General features: G+C 69.5%; 16 protein-coding genes. 3 read left to right on the forward strand and 13 right to left on the reverse strand.

Annotated elements, in window-relative coordinates; genetic code table 11:
* Nucleotide 1: 1 nt before the first annotated feature.
* Nucleotides 2-1,867, reverse strand: coding sequence for a methylmalonyl-CoA mutase small subunit (gene mutA, locus R2K23_RS12475; protein WP_316509913.1), 1,866 nt, complete (start codon nucleotides 1,865-1,867; stop codon nucleotides 2-4).
* Between the two features lie 232 nt (nucleotides 1,868-2,099).
* Here mutA and R2K23_RS12480 point away from each other — a divergent pair, with 232 nt between their 5' ends.
* Nucleotides 2,100-2,804 (forward strand): TVP38/TMEM64 family protein, encoded by a 705-nt coding sequence (locus R2K23_RS12480; RefSeq protein ID WP_316517247.1) that lies wholly within the window; start codon nucleotides 2,100-2,102, stop codon nucleotides 2,802-2,804.
* Here R2K23_RS12480 and R2K23_RS12485 read toward each other — a convergent pair.
* Genes R2K23_RS12485 through R2K23_RS12495 form a run of 3 tightly spaced genes read right to left on the reverse strand, consistent with a single transcriptional unit; the run spans nucleotide 2,794 to nucleotide 4,773 of the window.
* On the reverse strand, nucleotides 2,794-3,153 hold the full coding sequence (locus R2K23_RS12485; protein ID WP_316509914.1) for a DoxX family protein: 360 nt from the start codon (nucleotides 3,151-3,153) through the stop codon (nucleotides 2,794-2,796). The genes R2K23_RS12480 and R2K23_RS12485 overlap by 11 nt on opposite strands.
* A complete protein-coding gene (locus R2K23_RS12490; protein ID WP_316509915.1) occupies nucleotides 3,150-4,328 on the reverse strand; it encodes an SPFH domain-containing protein in 1,179 nt (392 codons plus the stop codon). Before R2K23_RS12490 ends, R2K23_RS12485 begins: the two co-directional genes overlap by 4 nt.
* Nucleotides 4,329-4,338: 10 nt before the next feature.
* Nucleotides 4,339-4,773, reverse strand: a complete 435-nt coding sequence (locus R2K23_RS12495) for an NfeD family protein (RefSeq protein ID WP_316509916.1) — start codon at nucleotides 4,771-4,773, stop codon at nucleotides 4,339-4,341.
* A 90-nt stretch (nucleotides 4,774-4,863) separates the two neighbouring features.
* Between R2K23_RS12495 and R2K23_RS12500 the strand changes: the two genes are divergently transcribed.
* Nucleotides 4,864-5,718 carry a hypothetical protein gene (locus tag R2K23_RS12500; protein ID WP_316509917.1) on the forward strand — a complete coding sequence of 285 codons (855 nt, stop codon included), beginning with the start codon at nucleotides 4,864-4,866 and terminating at the stop codon, nucleotides 5,716-5,718.
* Here R2K23_RS12500 and R2K23_RS12505 read toward each other — a convergent pair.
* The 9 genes from R2K23_RS12505 to R2K23_RS12545 all read right to left on the reverse strand — a co-directional run bounded on the left by R2K23_RS12505 (nucleotide 5,690) and on the right by R2K23_RS12545 (nucleotide 14,645).
* Nucleotides 5,690-6,721: a ferrochelatase gene (locus tag R2K23_RS12505; RefSeq protein WP_316509918.1), complete on the reverse strand. Its 1,032-nt coding sequence runs from the start codon at nucleotides 6,719-6,721 to the stop codon at nucleotides 5,690-5,692. The genes R2K23_RS12500 and R2K23_RS12505 overlap by 29 nt on opposite strands.
* 9 nt (nucleotides 6,722-6,730) lie before the next feature.
* Nucleotides 6,731-7,540, reverse strand: coding sequence for an NADH-dependent enoyl-ACP reductase InhA (gene inhA / locus R2K23_RS12510; protein ID WP_316509919.1), 810 nt, complete (start codon nucleotides 7,538-7,540; stop codon nucleotides 6,731-6,733).
* A 50-nt stretch (nucleotides 7,541-7,590) separates the two neighbouring features.
* The gene (gene fabG1 / locus R2K23_RS12515; protein WP_316509920.1) at nucleotides 7,591-8,355 is read right to left on the reverse strand and encodes a 3-oxoacyl-ACP reductase FabG1; all 765 of its coding nucleotides are present in this window, start codon (nucleotides 8,353-8,355) and stop codon (nucleotides 7,591-7,593) included.
* A 65-nt stretch (nucleotides 8,356-8,420) separates the two neighbouring features.
* Nucleotides 8,421-9,428 (reverse strand): VWA domain-containing protein, encoded by a 1,008-nt coding sequence (locus R2K23_RS12520; protein ID WP_316509921.1) that lies wholly within the window; start codon nucleotides 9,426-9,428, stop codon nucleotides 8,421-8,423.
* 25 nt (nucleotides 9,429-9,453) lie between these two features.
* Nucleotides 9,454-10,398, reverse strand: a complete 945-nt coding sequence (locus tag R2K23_RS12525) for a DUF58 domain-containing protein (RefSeq protein ID WP_316509922.1) — start codon at nucleotides 10,396-10,398, stop codon at nucleotides 9,454-9,456.
* Nucleotides 10,395-11,516, reverse strand: coding sequence for a chaperone MoxR1 (gene moxR1 / locus R2K23_RS12530; protein WP_316509923.1), 1,122 nt, complete (start codon nucleotides 11,514-11,516; stop codon nucleotides 10,395-10,397). Before moxR1 ends, R2K23_RS12525 begins: the two co-directional genes overlap by 4 nt.
* A gap of 194 nt (nucleotides 11,517-11,710) precedes the next feature.
* Entirely contained in the window at nucleotides 11,711-12,409 is a 699-nt protein-coding gene (gene ripB, locus R2K23_RS12535; RefSeq protein ID WP_316509924.1) for an NlpC/P60 family peptidoglycan endopeptidase RipB, read from the reverse strand.
* 16 nt (nucleotides 12,410-12,425) lie between these two features.
* A complete protein-coding gene (gene ripA / locus R2K23_RS12540; RefSeq protein ID WP_396891895.1) occupies nucleotides 12,426-13,886 on the reverse strand; it encodes an NlpC/P60 family peptidoglycan endopeptidase RipA in 1,461 nt (486 codons plus the stop codon).
* A gap of 192 nt (nucleotides 13,887-14,078) precedes the next feature.
* Complete coding sequence (locus R2K23_RS12545) at nucleotides 14,079-14,645, reverse strand: Rv1476 family membrane protein (protein ID WP_316509926.1); 567 nt, start codon at nucleotides 14,643-14,645, stop codon at nucleotides 14,079-14,081.
* A gap of 187 nt (nucleotides 14,646-14,832) precedes the next feature.
* On the opposite strand from R2K23_RS12545, the gene R2K23_RS12550 reads away from it, so the two are divergent.
* Complete coding sequence (locus tag R2K23_RS12550; RefSeq protein WP_316509927.1) at nucleotides 14,833-17,646, forward strand: aconitate hydratase; 2,814 nt, start codon at nucleotides 14,833-14,835, stop codon at nucleotides 17,644-17,646.
* Nucleotides 17,647-17,677: the final 31 nt, after the last annotated feature.

Raw genomic sequence — 17,677 nt, forward strand, 5'->3', positions numbered from 1 at the left:
GTCAGGCCCCCAATCGCGTCAACAGGGTGGAAAGCGCTTCGACCGCATCGATTTTCGCAGTCAGATATTCGTCGGGCCGGTGCTCGGCGGCCGCGACCGCCTTTTCCGGACCGGCCAGGTACACGCGCTCGACGCCGGCCGCGCGGGCAGCCTTGACCACGGCCGAGGCCTCCTCGCCGTAGCGGGCGTCGGTGCCGCAGATCACCACCGCGGCCGTGGACCCGGCCTCGGTGACCGCCGCGGCGACGGTCGCACTCTCGACGGTGCCCGGGTTGACCGCCTCGATGCCGCCGGAGGCCAGCAGGTTGGTGGCGAAGGTGGTGCGGATGTTGTGCTCGGCGAGCGGGCCCAGCGGCAGCAACAGCACCTGCGGCCGGGTGCCCTTGGCGGCCAGGAAGTCGTCGGAGCGGTTGCGCAGCGTCTCGAAGTCCTGGGCGTAGCGCAGCACGCCCTCGGGCGAATCCTGCTGCGGCAGCGGCACTTCGGCCAGATTCGGAAATTCGTTGACGCCGGTCACCGCGGTGCGCCGATGCGCAATGTCCGCGCGACGGGCGGCGGCCACGGCCTCGACCTGCTCGGCGACGAACGCGCCCGCGGCCGCGAAACCGCCGCGGGCCTCGATGGCCTGGAAGTGTTCCCAGGCCTGCTCGGCGAGCTGCTGGGTGAGGTCCTCGAGGAACCAGGAGCCGCCGCCCGGATCCTGCACCCGGCCCAGGTGGGACTCCTCGAGCAGCAGCAGCTGCGTATTGCGCGCGATGCGCCGCGAGAACGTCGGGGACACCCCGGGCGCACCGCCGGCGATCGCGACGTCGAACGGGTGGACCAACACGGTGTCGGCGCCGCCTACGCCGGCACCGAAGGCCGCCAGCGTGCAGCGCAGCATGTTCACCCACGGATCCCGCTGGGCCATCATCGCCAGCGAGCTGACCGCGTGCACCCGGACCGCGCCCGCGTCGGGGACACCGAGCACCTCGGCGACGCGTGCCCACAGCTGGCGGGCCACCCGCATCTTCGCGGTGGTCATGAACTGGTCGTCGTCGGCGGCGAGCCGGAAGCTGATCTGCCGCACGGCATCCGCGGTGTCGAGGCCGGCGGCGACCAACAGCCGCAGGTAGTCCACCGCCGCGGCGATCACGCCGGCCAGCTCCCAGGCGCCGTTGGCGCCGCGGTTGTGCAGCGCCGGGCCGTCGACGGTGATCGCCCGCACGGCCCCACCGAACTCATTGACGCGGTTGGCCATCGCGACCACGTCGGCCACCGGCGCGGACGCACGTCCGCTCAGGGCCGCCGTCAACGGATCCGCGCCGAGGTCGACCGACAGCGTCCGGCGCTGTTCGGTGTCCAGGCCGGCGACCAGGTCCAGCAGCACCTCGGCGGCGGCGACGTAGTCGGCGTCGGCCGCCACGACGACGGGCACGAGTTCGACGAACACACCCTCGAGGAGCCGGTCGAGGTCGGCCACCGGCACACCGTCGGCGCCCACCCGCAGCACCAAGGCGCTGACGCCTTCGGAGAGCGCCGAGAGCAGGGTGGCGTTGCCGTCGCCACCGGCGGTGTTGGGCGCCGGAAAGGACTCCGCGACCTTCCACCCGGACAGCACGTCGCGGGTCGCGTCGCCACCGCGGATGAACGGCCACTGCCCCGGCAGGGGCGGCTCGGGCAGCTCGTCGAGGGCCGTATAGAGCGGGCGGACGTCGAAGCCCTCATAGGTGGGGCTGTCCAGCAACCGCTCCGGTTCGTCCGGCAACTCCGAAACATCGCGGCGGGTGCTCTTGGCGAGCACACCGGCGACCGCCTCGCGCCAGCGGGCGCGAGCCTGTTCGAGCTCCGACCGATCGGCGGATACGACTGAGGCACCTGAAGACACCGGCAACTCCCCTGTTCTCGCAGCGTGCAGTGTCCGCGAGGTGACGGATCACTCGGGGTTCAGGCTAGATGATGGCCATCGCCGCCGATCAAGCGCCCGACGCCAACCAGCAGCGGCGCGCCCCGGCGCGCGACAACCGATGTGCAACCGCCACCCCGTACCCTTGATTCCCGTGGCCAGCGCAACGAGACGGATCCGCGATGCGCTGCGCGCTGCCCCGGAAACGGCCGCCATGGTGGTGCGGCAGATCCCCCGCCGCCGCGTCGTCGCCGCCGCGATCGGGATTGTGATTCTTGTCGCAATCGCGTTGTTGGTGCCGTTGCCCACCGCGGTGCAGCTCCGCGACTGGGCCCGGTCGCTGGGGCCGTGGTTCCCGCTGGCGTTCTTGGCCGCCCACAGCCTGGGTACCGTGCTGCCGTTCCCACGCACCGCGTTCACGCTGGCCGCCGGCCTGCTGTTCGGCTCCGGCCTGGGCATCGCGTTGGCGGTGACGGCGAGCACGATCAGCGCGGTGCTGGCGGTGGTGCTGGTGCGCGCCTTCGGCTGGCAACTCGCCGGCCTGGTCAGCCATCCCACCATCGACGCGGTCGACGCGCACCTGCGCCGGCGGGGCTGGCTGGCGGTGCTGTCGCTGCGACTGATCCCGGCCGTGCCGTTCTCCGTGATCAACTACGCGGCCGGCGCCACGGCGGTGCGGCTGGGCCCGTACGCGGCCGCCACCCTGGTCGGCCTGTTTCCCGGCACCGCCGCCGTGGTGATCCTCGGCGACGCCCTGACCGGCAGCGTCAATCCGCTGCTGGTCCTGATTTCGCTGTGCACGGCGTGCGTCGGGGTGGCCGGTTTGGCCTTCGAGCTCCGCAACCATCGACGCAAGGCCGCCGCGGCGCCCCCGCCGGACGCACCGGAACCGGCGCACCCGGCCGGTCTCAGCGGTTGACGTCGGGCCCCTTGACCGTCAGCGTCGCGAACAGCGCGAGGAACGACGACGCCGCCACCAACCCCGGGCTGTAGTCCTTGGCGCGCAGGTGCGCTCCCACGGCCAAGGTGAAGTACACCGTCAGCAGCAGGGTGGTCAACCGCGCCAGCGCCGGAAAGCGGCCGGCGGCAAGCAGACCCACCGCGGAGGCGACCTTGACCACCGGCAGGACCGGCCGATACTGCTGCGGGAGCCGAACATCGTCGAGCGCCTTGGTGATCGGCGCCAGCGGGATGGCGCAGGCCACCGCGTCACCGGCCTGGAACGCGGCCAGCGCGGCGTAGGTCTTCGGTGAGGTCAGCGCGCTCATGCCTGCTCCCGGTGCCGGGCGCCGGATTCCAGCGACGACGGCGGCACCCGGTCCGAGCCGGGCAGCGCCGGATCCGAAGGCACCCGGGCGTCGGCCTCGGCCTTGGCGACGGCCTGGGCGATCGCCGGGTCGCTCTTGGTCTCGAACCAGTCGGCGACGTCGTCGGAGTCGTCGGCCGGCGCCTGGTCCGGCTCGACCGGCGAGGGGGTGTAGCGGAACACGCCGTCCTCCCCGGGGGCACCCAACAGCTTCGTGAACCCCTGCAGCGCCGAGCCGAAATCGCTGGGCACCAACCACACCTTGTTGGCCTCGCCCTCGGCCATCTTGGGCAGCGTCTGCAGGTACTGGTAGGCCAGCAACTCCGGGGTGGGCCGGCCGGCCTTGATCGCGGCGAAGGTCTTCTCGATGGCCTTGGCCTGGCCCTGGGCGTGCAGGTATTGCGCGGCCCGCTCGCCCTGGGCGCGCAGGATCCGGGACTGCCGCTCGGCCTCGGCGGACAGGATCGCGGCCTGCTTGGACCCCTCGGCCGCCAGGATCGCGGCCTGCTTCTGGCCCTCGGCCTGCTTGATCGACGACTCCCGCACGCCCTCGGCGTTGAGGATCATCGCGCGCTTCTCCCGGTCGGCCCGCATCTGCTTTTCCATGGAGTCCTGGATCGACACCGGCGGGTCGATGGCCTTGAGCTCCACCCGGGCCACGCGCAGCCCCCACTTGTTGGTGGCCTCGTCCAGCACGCCGCGCAGCTGACCGTTGATCTGGTCGCGCGAGGTCAACGTCTGTTCCAGGGTCATGCCGCCGACGACGTTGCGCAGCGTCGTGGTGGTCAACTGCTCCACGCCCACGATGTAGTTGCTGATCTGGTAGACCGCCGCCTGCGGGTTGGTCACCTGGAAATACACCACCGTGTCGATGTTGACGGTCAGGTTGTCCTCGGTGATGACGGGTTGGGGCGGGAAGGACACCACGCGCTCGCGCAGATCCACCCGGGCCCGGATGCGGTCGATGAACGGCACCAGCAGGGTCAGCTGCCCCGAGACCGTCTTGCTGTAACGGCCGAGCCGCTCGATGACCGCGGCCTCGGCCTGCGGGATCAGCGCGACGGACTTGGCGACGATGATGACCGCGACGATCACCAGCACGGCCAGCAGGACCAGGCCTGTCACCGCACCATCCATGAGAACTCCTTCAGTCGTTCTTCCAGACCACCGCGGTGGCTCCGTCGATGCGCATGACCATCACCTGGTCACCCGCCTCGTAGACGTCGTGGTCGTTCAGCGGCCGCGCGGTCCACACTTCACCCTCCAGCTTTACCTGACCCTCGTGCTGGCTGACCCGGTCGAGCACCAGCGCGGGCCGGCCCTCCAACGCCTCGATACCGGTTTCCAGGGCCGCGGCGGACTGCATCCGGCGGCGCAGCGCGGGGCGCACCAGGACCAGCAGCAGCACCGACACCACCAGGAACACCGCGCCATCGGCCCAGATCGGCCAGTCGAACAACCAACTGGTTCCGGCCGCGGCCAGCGCTCCCCCGCCCAGCATCAGCAGGAACAGGTCGCCGGTGAGCACCTCGGCACCGGCGAGCCCCAGGGCGGCGATGAGCCAGAGCAGGGCGGCGGGCATAGGGCCAGGATACGTGCCTGCGGCCGTGGCCGGTCCGGTTTCCGCGCCGGGGGGTGGCACCCGCCGGTAGCCATTACACTGCCTCACATCATGTGGTGTCCGAGTGTTTCGCTGACGTTGTGGGCCAACGCCTGGTTGGCCGGGCAGGCCGCGCCCGATGACGTCTTGGACGCGTTATCAGCTTGGGCGCCAAGCCATTCGGTTGCCGCCTACGACGCGGTCGCGGCCGATGTCACGGGCCTGCCATGGCCGGACGTCGACACCGCCACCTCGGTGTCGCTGTTGCAGACGGTGCGGGCCGCCGCGGGTTTGCGGACGGCCCCGGGGCCGGCGCTGAATCTCGCGCTCCCGGTGCCCGGCGACGTGCGGGGACTGCCCGCCGGCAGCACGTTCGCCCGCGACGCGCTGACCGCCGGTGAGGCCGTGGTGGTGACCTCCGAGCGCGGGGCGCCGATCGGCCTGGTGCCCGAGTTCGAGGACGCCGGCGACGACCTCGACGAGGACGGCCTCGGCGGCGACTTCCCCGCGGTGCTGTCCTGGACGGTGTACTCGTTGCCGGCGGTGCCCGCCCCGGAGTACATCGACCTCGGCGAGGCCGAGTACGCACTGCGTTCGGCGGTGCGCTCGGCGGCCGAGGCGCTCACGGCCCTGCGCGCGGGCGGAACCGGCCTCGACGTCGATGACCCCCGCGCGATGGTCGAGCAGGTGTTGGCGGCGACCCATGGCCACGACGCGCCGCCGCACGCACCGACCCGGGCGCTGCGGGTGCTCGAGAACGCCGCTCAGGTCGACGCGATCATCGCGGTCAGCGCCGGGTTGCTGCCGATCGCCGCGCAATCCTCCTCGGCGGCGCAACTGGCCTCGGATGCGCTGCGGCCGCTGGCGGCCGTGGTGCGCTCAGCGCGGCTCGCGGCTGTTACCGCGATCCTGCATTCGGCGTGGTAGCGCAGCAGCCGGGCGAGCAGGGCGCGCCGTTGATGCTGAAGCCGTAGCCCGGCACCGGATTCGGGCCCGGGACGCGGACCGGTTCGGAGCCGCTGCGCAGTTCGTCGATCAGGTCGACGATCATCCGCGCGAAGCGCACGTCGTCGTTCGGGGTGAATGCGCGCACCACCGGCAGCCCCGCGGCCTCCGCCTGCTCGGCCACCTCGTTGTCGAGGTCCCACACCACCTCGATGTGGTCGGCGACGAAGCCGATGGGACACAGAATGACCGCGGGAACACCGCGCCGGGTCAGCGCCTCGATGTGATCGCCGACATCCGGTTCCAACCACGGGACCTGCGGCGGACCGGAGCGCGACTGCCACACCTGGTCGTAGGACTCGTAGCCGGCCGCCGCCGCGACCAGCGCCGAGGCGTAGCCGACCTGGCGGCTGTACAACTGCGGGCCGTGCCGGGCGTCGGCGGCCAGCGGGATGGAATGCGCGGTGAACACCAGCCGCGCCTGCTCGCGCAGCGACTCGGCCAGCCGGCCGCGCGCCTCGGCGATGGCGTCGGCGAACAACTCGACGAAAAGCGGATGGTCGAAGAACTGGCGCAGCTTGACCAACTCCGGCGCGCCCGGGCCGGCCGCGGCGCGGGCGCGGGCGATGTCCTCGGTGTATTGCGTACACCCCGAGTAGCCGCCCCAGGCCGACGTCGCGAACACCGCCGCGCGTCGAATTCCGCTGTCCCGCATGGCGACGACGGTGTCCTCGAGGTACGGCTCCCAGTTCCGGTTGCCGAAGTAGACCGGCAGGTCGGTCTGGGTGCGCAGCTGTTCGATCAACGCCCGGTTGATGCCGTTGATGGGCGAGACCCCGCCGAAATGCAGATAGTGCTCGGCGACCTCGTCGAGCCGCTCGGCCGGGATGTCACGGCCCCGGGTGACGTTCTCCAGGAACGGCCGCACCTGCTCCGGGCCCTCCGGACCGCCGAAGGACAGCAGCAGAACGGCATCGAAGTCCATGGCAGTCCGTCAGAGCAGCTGGGTGGAGGCGCCGCCGTCGGCGTAGATGATGGTGCCCGTGGTGGCCGGCAGCCAGTCCGACAGCAACGCGCACACGGTCTTGGCCACCGGCGTCGGGTCCTTCATGTTCCAGCCCAACGGGGCCCGCTGATCCCAGCCCTCCTCGAGCAGCTGCATCTGCGCACCGGCCTCGTCGCCCAGTGCGCCACCGACGATGGCGCTCATGGCCAGCGTCCGGATGGGCCCGGCGGCAACAAGATTGGAGCGGACGCCGACCTTGCCGGCTTCGCGCGCGACGAACCGGTTGACCGACTCCAGCGCACTCTTGGCGACGGTCATCCAGTTGTAGGCCGGCATCGCGCGGGTGGGGTCGAAGTCCATTCCGACGATGCCGCCGCCCGGATTCATGATCGGCAGGACGGCCTTGGCCAGCGAGGCATACGAGTACGCCGAGATGTGGATGCCCTTGGCCACGTCCTCGTACGGCGCGTCGAAGAACGGGTTGACGCCCATCCCGGTCTGCGGCATGAAGCCGATGGAGTGCACCACACCGTCGAGCTTGTTGCCCTCGCCGATGACCTCGGTGATCCGGCCGGCCAGGCTGTCGAGGTGCTCGGTGTTCTGCACGTCGAGTTCCAGCAGCGGGGCCGGGTTGGGCAGCCGGTCGGCGATGCGCTGGATCAACTTCATTCGGTCGAACCCGGTCAGCACCAGCTCGGCGCCGGCCTCCTGGGCCACCTTGGCGATGTGGAACGCGATGGACGAGTCGGTGATGATCCCCGTGACGAGGATCCGCTTACCTTCGAGAAAGCCTGCCATGTCGTGAGTCCTGATTCTCTTCTGAGTGCTGTTTTCGTTCGTACGGCGGGTCAGTGGCCCATGCCCATGCCGCCGTCGACCGGGATCACCGCGCCCGCGATGTAGCTCGCGTCCTCGGAGGCCAGGAAGCTCACCGCGCCGGCGACCTCCTCGGCTGTCCCGACCCGCTTGGCGGGGATGAAATCCAGTGCGCCTTCCTGAATGCGTTCGTCGAGCGCGCGGGTCATCTCGGTGTCGATGTAGCCGGGCGCCACCACGTTGGCGGTGACCCCGGCCTTGGACAGCTCCCGGGAGATCGAGCGGGCCATGCCGATCAGGCCGGCCTTGGCGGCGGCGTAGTTGGCCTGGTTGCCGATGCCCCACATGCCGGAGACCGATCCGATGTAGATGATCCGGCCGAACCGCTTGCGCTGCATGCTGCGCGACGCCCGCTGGGTCACCCGGAACGCCCCGGTGAGGTTGGCGTTGATCACCTCTTCGAACCGCTCCTCGGTCATCCGCATGAGGAAGGCGTCCTTGGAGATGCCCGCGTTGGCGACCAGCACCTCGACCGGCCCCTGGTGTTCCTCGACCTCCTTGAAGGCGCGGTCGACGGCGGCGTTGTCGGTGACGTCGCAGACGACGCCGAACAGCCCCTCGGGGGCGCCGGAGCCGCGGTGGGTGACCGCCACCTTGTGACCGTCGGCGGCCAGCCGCTGGGCGATCGCCAGGCCGATCCCCCGGTTCCCCCCGGTGACCAGCACGGATCGCGAGACGAACGGCGGCTTCGCTCCGGCGGGGGCGGCGGCGTTTTCGGTGGCGGCGGTATCGGTCATGATCGTCAACTTATCGTCTCGCGGTTGGTTCGCCGAAATCGACGCCACCGGGGGGTCGCCCGGGCTCAGCCCGGCAGTCGGCGGTTGATCAGTAGGGCGGCCAGCGCCGCGACGGCCAACGCCAGCGCGCCGAGGCGCAGCCAGCCGGTGCTGGCGTCACCCTTGATGGTCTCGTAGCCGATCTGCTCCTGCAGCGAGGTGAACACCTCCTTGAGCTGCTCGAGGCTGGACGCGGTGTAGGCGCTGCCCCCGGACAGTTCGGCGATGCGGCCGAGCATCGCGTCGTCGACCGGGACGGGTTGGCGTTGGTCGTTGATCTCGACGTAGCCGTAGGCGGTGCCGAACGACACCGTCGAGATGGGCACGCCCTGATCCTCGGCCGTGCGGGCGGCGGTGAACGCGCCCTTGGGGTTGTCCGGGTTCGACGGCACCGTCTCCTTGCCGTCCGACATCAGCACGATGCGGGCCGGCGGGGGTTCGTCGCCGCCGCCGATCACCGCGCCCACGGTGGCGATGGACTGCAGGGAGGTGAAGATGGCCTCGCCGGTCGCGGTGCGGTCGGCCAGCTGCAGCTTGTCGATCGCGTTCTTGGTGGCCTCCCGGTTGGTGGTCGGCGACACCAACACGGTCGCGGTCCCGGCGTAGGAGATCAGGCCCAGGTTGATCCCGGGGGTGAGCTGGTCGGCGAACTGCTTGGCGGCCTCCTGGGCGGCGGCCAACCGGCTGGGCGCCACGTCGGTGGCGCGCATCGATTGCGACACGTCGATCACCAGCATCACCACGGCCCGGTTGCGCGGGATCCGCACATCGTGGGTGGGGCCGGCCATCGCGATGGTCAGCAACGTCAACGAGCAGATCATCAGGATCGCCGGCACGTGGCGCCAGCGCGACGGGCGTTTGGGCGCAACGCTTTCCAGCAACTCCATGTTGGCGAAGCGGAGCACCCGCTGGTGGCGCGCCAACTGCACCACGATGTAGAGCGCGATCAGCCCCAGGACGGCGAGGAAGAACAGCAGGAACCAGGGGTGTTCGAAGCCGCTCAGCGACATCGGCCCGAGCAACGGCAGTGTCATAAACGCTCAGTCTTCTTTCTCGCGGTCATTGCCGGCCCGCCAGCGCGCCGCGGCGCCGAGACGCGACGAACCGCACGATGTCGGCGATCCAGTCCCGGTCGGTGCGCAGCGTCAACAGGGGCGCGCCGCACCGCCGCAGCGTGCGGGCCACCTCCTGACGGTGTGCGGCGGCGGCCTTCTCGAAGTCGTCGCGGAGTTGGGCGTCGATGGTGAATTCGCGGGTGACCCCGGACTCGGTGTCCTGCAGCACCACGTCGCCGACGTCGGGGAGCTCGACGTCGCGCGGATCGAGCACCTCGATGCCCAGAACCTCGTGGCGCGCGGAGATGGCGCGCAGCGGGCGCATCCAGTCGATGGGCCCGAGGAAGTCGCTGATCACCACCGCCATCCCGCGACGGCGCTCCGGCCGCCGCAGCGCGTCGATGGCGGCGCCCAGGTTGCCGCGCACCCCCTGCGGCGCCCGCGGCATCGTGGCGATGGTGCGCAACAGGGTCTGCTCGTGCTGACGTCCGGACAGCGCCGGCACGCGAACCATGTTGTCCCCGTTGGCGATCAACGCCCCGAGCCGGTTTCCGCCCCCGCTGTTGAGGTAGGTGATCGCCGCGGCGGCGGCGACCGCCAGATCCCGCTTCTCGCAGCCGGTGGTGCCGAAGTCGAGGCTGGCCGACATGTCGACCACCAGCCAGGTCTCCAGTTCGCGGTCGGCGATCATCTGGCGGACGTGCGGGTGGGTGGTACGCGCGGTCACCGACCAGTCCATCCGGCGCACGTCGTCGCCGGGCTGATACATCCGCGACTCCCCCGGCTCCGAACCCGGGCCGGGGATCAGGCCCAGGTGGTCGCCGTGCAGGACGCCGTCGAGCTTGCGCTTGACGGTGAGTTCCAGCGTGCGCAGGGCCGCCGAGAGTTTCGGATCGCCGATCTCGCCGCGCTGAAACGACGGCGGATGGACGGACTGCGAGTCACTCACCGACCGTTGGCCGCCGCAGCCGGCACCCCGGCGGGTGCCGCATTACCTTGCTGAGCAACAGCATTCACCTGCGGCAGCGCCACCGTCTGCAGCACCCGGTTGATCACGGTCTCCGGGGAGATGTCGTCGGCCAGCGCGTCGTAGGTCAGCACCAGTCGGTGCCGCAGCACGTCCGGGATGACCTCGATGACGTCCTGCGGGATCACGTAGTCGCGGCCGCGCACCAGCGCCAGCGCCCGGGCCGCGGCGATCACGCCCAGCGACGCCCGCGGCGAGGCGCCGAACGCCACCCAGGCCTTGACGTCGTTGAGGCCGAACTGCTCGGGCTGGCGGGTCGCGGTGATCACCCGCACCACGTAGTCGACCAGCGCGTGGTGGACGAAGTTGTTGGCGGCCAGGTCCTGCAGGCGCAGCAGGTCGCCGGGGTTCAGGATCTGCTTGGGCTCCGGGGGCGTCACGCCCATCCGGTAGATGATCTCGCGTTCCTCCTCGGGGCTGGGATAGTCCACATTGATCTTGAACAGGAAGCGGTCCCGCTGGGCTTCCGGCAGCGGGTACACGCCCTCGTTCTCGATCGGGTTCTGGGTGGCCATCACCAGGAACGGCTTGGGTAGCGGGTAGGTCTTGCCGCCGATGGAGATCTTGCGCTCGGCCATCACCTCGAGCAGCGCGGACTGCACCTTGGCGGGGGCGCGGTTGATCTCGTCGGCCAGCAGGAAGTTCACCACCACCGGACCGAGTTCGATGTCGAACTCCTCGCGGCCCTGACGGTAGATCCGGGTGCCGACGATGTCGGTGGGCACGAGGTCCGGGGTGAACTGGATGCGGGCGAAGGTACCGCCGACGACTTTGGCGAAGGTCTCCACGGCGAGCGTCTTGGCGACGCCGGGAACGCCTTCGAGCAGGACGTGCCCCTTGGCCAGCAGGCCCACCAGAATGCGCTCGACCAGCTGGTCCTGACCGACGATGATGCGCTTGACCTCGAAGATCGCCCGCTCGAGGGTGTGCACCTCAGCCGCCAGGCCGTTGGGTCCACCCGCCGGAGCACCTGTCGACGGCGGGGCCGCGTGTGCGCCGGAGGCCGGCGTGTAGTTGGGCGCCCCACCTGGTGATGTCATCGACTACGTCCTCCAGACTCCTGCATGATCCTGCTTCGATTGCCTACCCGGGCGGCGCGGTCACCATCTCCGACGGCGCCGTTGCCCGGACTCAACTATTCCAGGCAGTTCGGATTCCGTCGACGTGCCCCACCGGCTATCAGGATTTGCTTAGCAAGGCCGCCGGTGGACGCCCGCCGGGGGCACCGCGGCCCTCAGGACTCGATGATGCGGGCCACGTAGGGCTGCAGACCGGCCGTGCGCACCGGGCTGACCGTGACCTTGCCGGCGCTGCCGGAGGCCTCCAGCATGCGGCCCGCACCCAGGAAGATCGCCACGTGCTGGCTGCCGCCGGGCCCCCAGAACAGCAGATCCCCACGCTTGGCCTGCGACACCGGCACCTTGCGCCCGGTGTCGTACTGGTCCCCGGAGTACTTCGGGATCAGCACGCCGACCCCGGCGTAGGCGAACTGGGTGAACCCCGAGCAGTCGAACCCGACGGTGCCCGCCCCGGAGTCGATCCCGGTCGACGGCCCGGTCGGTTTGCCGCCGCCCCACGAGTACGGCACACCCATCTGGGTTCCGCCGCGCCGGATGACGTACTCGATGGCCTGCGGGCCGCGTACCCGGCCGGGGTTGACTCCGGTCGGCGCGCCACCGATGCCGATGCTCGACAGGAACTTGCGCCCGAGGTCCATGGTCGCCTGGGTCGCCTGCGCGGTGGCCGCCAGCGAGGCGTTGGCAATGGCCAACGGATCCCCGGGCGCGCCCGCGCTGAGCACCTTCGGCAGGGTGGGGTCCCACGCCCCGGCGTCGGGTTCGGCCGCGGCAGGGGTTGCGAGCCCCGCCGCCAGCACGATCGCCACCACCGCGGTCAACAGGACGCGCTGGTAACGGAACAGCTTGTGGCGCATAGATTTACATCTTCCGTCAGTATTCGATGTAGCGGACGACGTGCGGGGTCATGCCGCTGGTGCGCACCGGCGAGATCTTGACGTGCGAACCGGTGTAGGGCGCTTCGAGCATCTGCCCATCCCCCAGGTAGATCGTGACGTGCTGGCTGCCGCCGGGACCGTAGAAGATGACGTCTCCGCGGCGCATCTGCGACGACGGGATCTTGCGGCCCATGTTGTACTGCGACCCGGAGTAGTGCGGCAGCTTGATCCCCACCCCGGCGAAGGCGTAGAGCACCAGGCCGGAGCAGTCGAATCCCACCGTGTTGGCCCCGGAGTCGATACCCCGGCTGGGACCCGCGGCGTTCCCGCCACCCCAGGAGTACGGCACACCCATCTGCGACATGCCGCGCCGGATCACATATTCGGAGGCCTGCCGCCCGTAGACCCGCGGTATCGCGCCGTTGGTGATGCCGGTGTCGGCGGGCTTGAGGATGCCGATCTTCTCCAGGAACTTGCGGCCGAGGTCCGCCGTGACCTGAGCGGACGTCGCCGAGATCTGCAGCACCGTGTTGACGATGGCGATCGGGTCGCCGGACATGAACGCGCTGGGCACCATCGGCAACGTGGTGTCCCACTGGCTGATGTCACCGTAGGGCACCACCCCGGCGGCCGCCTGCGGGCTGCGGTCCCAGTCCGCTTCCGGGCCGGGCGCGCCGGCGGGTGCGGGGGCCGACGGGGACGCCGCCGCACCGGTCTGGGCGGGTCCGGCCGGAGCGGCGGCGGGTGCCGGCCGCGCCGCCGCGAGGCGAGCCTTGGCCTCTTCGCGTTGCGCGGCCAACGCGTCGACCTGGGCCTGCTGCTCACTGAAGGTCTGCTGGGCGGACTTGAGCGCCTCGACGGCGGCGTCCTGACTGGATTGCGCCTCGCGCGCGGCCTGGTCGGCCTTCTCCTTGGCCGACCGGGCCATCGACTCCTTGTTCACCTGCTCGGTGCGGGCGCGCTGCAGGTTGGCCATCACCTGATGGGAACTCACGGAGACGGTCTTGCTCGCCGACGCCGTCGCGATGACGTCCTCCGGGGTCCGTGCGGTCAAATAGGACGCGGAAGGGCCGGCGACGTAGGTGGCGGCGGCGAACTCGTCGAACCGCTGCTGCGCGTCGGCGATCGCCGCGTTGGCGGCCTCGACCGCCTTGGCGCTCTCGTCGATCTGACGCTGGGCCAGGGCGGCGTTGTCGCGGGCGGTCTGCACGTCGACCAGCGCCTTGTTGACGCTCTCCTGCTGCAGCTGAATCTGCGCACCCAACTCGTCGAGGCGCTGGTTGGCCTCGGCGACGTCGGCGATCAATGCCGCCAGGCTGGTGGGGTTGGGCTCGGGATCGGCCGTCGCCACACCGGCGGTGAGAAGGCCCGGCGTGGCGATGAGCAACGCCAGCGCGGCAACCTGAGAAATGGCCCGGACGGGCACCATGCGTCTCATTCGACTCGGTCTCCTCATGGCTTTGCTCAAACCGATGGCCCCAACCCACTGCAGTCACAGGAGGCACACCTACACCAATAGGCTTAGTTTGCACCGTACGTCACTGTTGACGCTAAAGAAACTTCAGTCACAAATTACAAGAACGTAATTAAATGAATGTGACCAAATGGTGACCTGGCGCCATTTGTCGAATAAGGCGCCGCGGGAGCCCTACGAGTCAGCAGAAGCGGTGTCTGCCTGCGGTTTTGGCGCATCGGCGGACTTCGCCCGAACTTGCAGCATTCGGGTGAGGACGGCGGCCAGTAATACGCCGACGGTAAGCACGATCGTCAGCCCGGTCCAGGGAAAGTCGGGGGTGTTCAACTGGTCGACGAAATTCTGCGCGGATTGCACCGGATTACCGGTCTTGGCGAGGTCTTCGCCGGCCTCGAGGGTGACGCGGTCGAACACCTGACTGTGGGTGCCGGCAAACGACGGACTGAGCACCAGCACGGTGGCGTCAGGATGGGACTGGGCCACCACGGTCGCGATGTCCCGGAGTGGGGTGTCGATCGGCGGATTGGTGTCGATCACCACGACCTTGAGGTCGATGCCCTGCTGCTGGGCGTCGGCGACCACGCGCTGCAACCCGGACTCGTCGGCCGGGGCCGCGCTGACGCCGTCGGCGGCGACCTCGGCGAGCACCACGTCCATGTCGACGTCGGGCGGGATGTAGGCCGGAAGAACCGGAACCAGGGGTGATTGCGGTGGCGTGGACAGCGTCTCCGGACCGAGCATGGGAAGCACGGTACGCGACGAGTCCGGGACCGGGTTGGCAGCACGCGCGGCCAAGGGGAAGACTTGTCGTCAGGGCCTCGGGTCAGTCCACAGCCCGCCCACCCTAATGCAGTACGAGCGTACTGTTAAAGTAGTAGAGATCGCCGGCACAGCCCGTCGGCGAGACAACTAAACGCCGGGAGTTGATGTGACCAGCAAGAATACGTTTGGAGCGCGCGCCACGCTCAACGTAGGAGACAACAGCTACGAGATCTACCGCCTCGACGCCGTCCCGGGCACCGAAAAGCTTCCCTACAGCCTGAAAGTGCTCGCCGAGAACCTGCTGCGCACCGAGGACGGCGCCAACATCACCAAGGAGCACGTCGAGGCCCTGGCCAACTGGGATCCGACCGCCGAGCCCAGCGTCGAGATCCAGTTCACCCCGGCGCGGGTGGTCATGCAGGACTTCACCGGCGTGCCGTGCATCGTCGACCTGGCCACCATGCGTGAGGCCATCGCCACCCTCGGGGGCGATCCGGAGAAGGTGAACCCGCTGGCTCCGGCCGACCTGGTGATCGACCACTCGGTGATCGCCGATCTGTTCGGCCGCGCCGACGCGTTCGAGCGCAACGTGGAGATCGAGTACGAGCGCAACGGTGAGCGCTACCAGTTCCTGCGTTGGGGACAGGGCGCCTTCGACGACTTCAAGGTGGTCCCCCCGGGCACCGGCATCGTGCACCAGGTCAACATCGAATACCTGGCGCCGGTGGTGATGCAGCGTGACGGGGTCGCTTACCCGGACACCTGCGTGGGCACCGACAGCCACACCACCATGGTCAACGGCCTGGGCGTGCTCGGCTGGGGCGTCGGCGGCATCGAGGCCGAGGCCGCGATGCTCGGCCAGCCGGTGTCGATGCTCATCCCCCGCGTCGTCGGGTTCAAGCTCACCGGCGAGCGGCAGACCGGCGTGACCGCCACCGACATCGTGCTCACCGCCACCGAGATGCTGCGCCAGCACGGCGTGGTGGGCAAGTTCGTCGAGTTCTACGGCGAGGGCGTGGCCGAGATCCCGCTGGCCAACCGCGCCACCTTGGGCAACATGAGCCCCGAATTCGGTTCCACCGCCGCGATTTTCCCGATCGACGACGAGACCTTGAGCTACCTGCGGTTCACCGGTCGCAGCGAGGAGCAGCTGGCACTGGTCGAGGCCTACGCCAAGGAACAGGGCCTGTGGCACGACCCGTCGCGCGAGCCGAAGTACTCCGAGTACATCGAGCTGGACCTGTCCACCGTGGTGCCCTCGATCGCCGGCCCGAAGCGGCCGCAGGACCGCATCGCGCTGACCGACGCGAAGAACGCCTGGCGGCGCGACATCGCCGACTACGTCGAGGACGGCGAGTTCAACGGCGAGTACTCCCAACTCGACGAGGCCATCGACGAGACGTTCCCGGCCAGCGACCCGGTGCGCAACACCTCGTTCCTCAACAACAAGAAGCCCCCGACGGCCACCGAAGACGGCCTGGCGCAGGTTGCCGGCCGCCCGTCCAAGCGCGTCGCGGTGAAGGCCGCCGAGCTGGGCGAGTTCGAGATCGACCACGGCTCGGTGGTGATCGCGGCGATCACCTCGTGCACCAACACCTCCAACCCGGAGGTGATGCTCGGCGCGGCGCTGCTGGCCCGCAACGCCGTCGAGAAGGGCCTGGCCACCAAGCCCTGGGTGAAGACCACCATGGCACCGGGCTCGCAGGTCGTCAGCGACTACTACGACAAGGCCGGCCTGTGGCCCTACCTGGAGAAGCTCGGCTTCTTCCTGGTCGGTTACGGCTGCACCACCTGCATCGGCAACAGCGGTCCGCTGCCCGAGGAGATCTCGAAGGCCATCAACGACAACGACCTGGCCGCGGCGGCCGTGCTGTCGGGTAACCGCAACTTCGAGGGCCGGATCAACCCGGACGTGAAGATGAACTACCTGGCCTCCCCGCCGCTGGTGATCGCCTACGCGCTGGCCGGGACGATGGACTTCGACTTCGAGGCCGATCCGCTGGGGCAGGACAAGGACGGCAACGACGTCTTCCTGAAGGACATCTGGCCCTCGCAGCAGGACATCTCCGACACCATCGCCTCGTCGATCAGCCGGGAGATGTTCCTGAAGAACTACGCCGACGTCTTCAAGGGCGATGAGCGCTGGCAGAACCTGCCGACGCCGGACGGCAAGACCTTCGATTGGGATCCGCAGTCGACCTACGTGCGCAAGCCCCCGTACTTCGACGGCATGCCTGCCGAGCCCACCCCGGTGTCCGACATCACCGGCGCCAGAGTCCTTGCGCTGCTGGGTGATTCGGTGACCACCGACCACATCAGCCCGGCGGGCAACATCAAGGAGGGCACGCCGGCGGCCCAGTACCTGGAGGCCAACGGCGTCGAGCGCAAGAACTTCAACTCGTTCGGGTCACGGCGCGGCAACCACGAGGTGATGATCCGCGGCACCTTCGCCAACATCCGGCTGCGCAACCAGTTGCTCGACGACGTCTCCGGCGGGTACACGCGCGACTTCACGCAGGAGGGCGCCCCGCAGGCGTTCATCTACGACGCGTCGCAGAACTATCAGAAGGCCGGCATCCCGCTGGTGGTCCTGGGCGGCAAGGAGTACGGCTCCGGCTCGTCGCGCGACTGGGCGGCCAAGGGCACCAGCCTGCTGGGCGTGCGCGCGGTCATCACCGAGTCCTTCGAACGCATCCACCGGTCGAATCTGATCGGCATGGGCGTCATCCCGCTGCAGTTCCCCGAGGGCGAGTCCGCCGGTTCGCTGCAGCTCGACGGCACCGAGACCTACGACATCACCGGTATCGAGGAGCTCAACAACGGCCGGACCCCGGAGACCGTGCACGTGACGGCCACCAAGGAGGACGGCTCCAAGGTCGAGTTCGACGCGGTGGTCCGCATCGACACCCCGGGTGAGGCCGACTACTTCCGCAACGGGGGCATCCTGCAGTACGTGCTGCGCAACATGCTGAAGGCCTGAGCGGGACACCGGAGAGGCGAGGGCATAGTCC

The sequence above is a fragment of the Mycolicibacterium sp. MU0050 genome (assembly GCF_963378085.1).
Classification (GTDB): domain Bacteria; phylum Actinomycetota; class Actinomycetes; order Mycobacteriales; family Mycobacteriaceae; genus Mycobacterium; species Mycobacterium wendilense.

Coding starts and splice junctions, on each gene's coding strand:
- R2K23_RS12480 (WP_316517247.1), top strand. CDS start 2,100: ATGGTGGTGCGGCAGATCCCCCGCCGCCGCGTCGTCGCCGCCGCGATC.
- R2K23_RS12485 (WP_316509914.1), bottom strand. CDS start 3,153: ATGAGCGCGCTGACCTCACCGAAGACCTACGCCGCGCTGGCCGCGTTC.
- R2K23_RS12490 (WP_316509915.1), bottom strand. CDS start 4,328: ATGGATGGTGCGGTGACAGGCCTGGTCCTGCTGGCCGTGCTGGTGATC.
- R2K23_RS12495 (WP_316509916.1), bottom strand. CDS start 4,773: ATGCCCGCCGCCCTGCTCTGGCTCATCGCCGCCCTGGGGCTCGCCGGT.
- R2K23_RS12500 (WP_316509917.1), top strand. CDS start 4,864: ATGTGGTGTCCGAGTGTTTCGCTGACGTTGTGGGCCAACGCCTGGTTG.
- R2K23_RS12505 (WP_316509918.1), bottom strand. CDS start 6,721: ATGGACTTCGATGCCGTTCTGCTGCTGTCCTTCGGCGGTCCGGAGGGC.
- inhA (WP_316509919.1), bottom strand. CDS start 7,540: ATGGCAGGCTTTCTCGAAGGTAAGCGGATCCTCGTCACGGGGATCATC.
- fabG1 (WP_316509920.1), bottom strand. CDS start 8,355: ATGACCGATACCGCCGCCACCGAAAACGCCGCCGCCCCCGCCGGAGCG.
- R2K23_RS12520 (WP_316509921.1), bottom strand. CDS start 9,428: ATGACACTGCCGTTGCTCGGGCCGATGTCGCTGAGCGGCTTCGAACAC.
- moxR1 (WP_316509923.1), bottom strand. CDS start 11,516: ATGACATCACCAGGTGGGGCGCCCAACTACACGCCGGCCTCCGGCGCA.
- ripB (WP_316509924.1), bottom strand. CDS start 12,409: ATGCGCCACAAGCTGTTCCGTTACCAGCGCGTCCTGTTGACCGCGGTG.
- ripA (WP_396891895.1), bottom strand. CDS start 13,886: ATGAGGAGACCGAGTCGAATGAGACGCATGGTGCCCGTCCGGGCCATT.
- R2K23_RS12545 (WP_316509926.1), bottom strand. CDS start 14,645: ATGCTCGGTCCGGAGACGCTGTCCACGCCACCGCAATCACCCCTGGTT.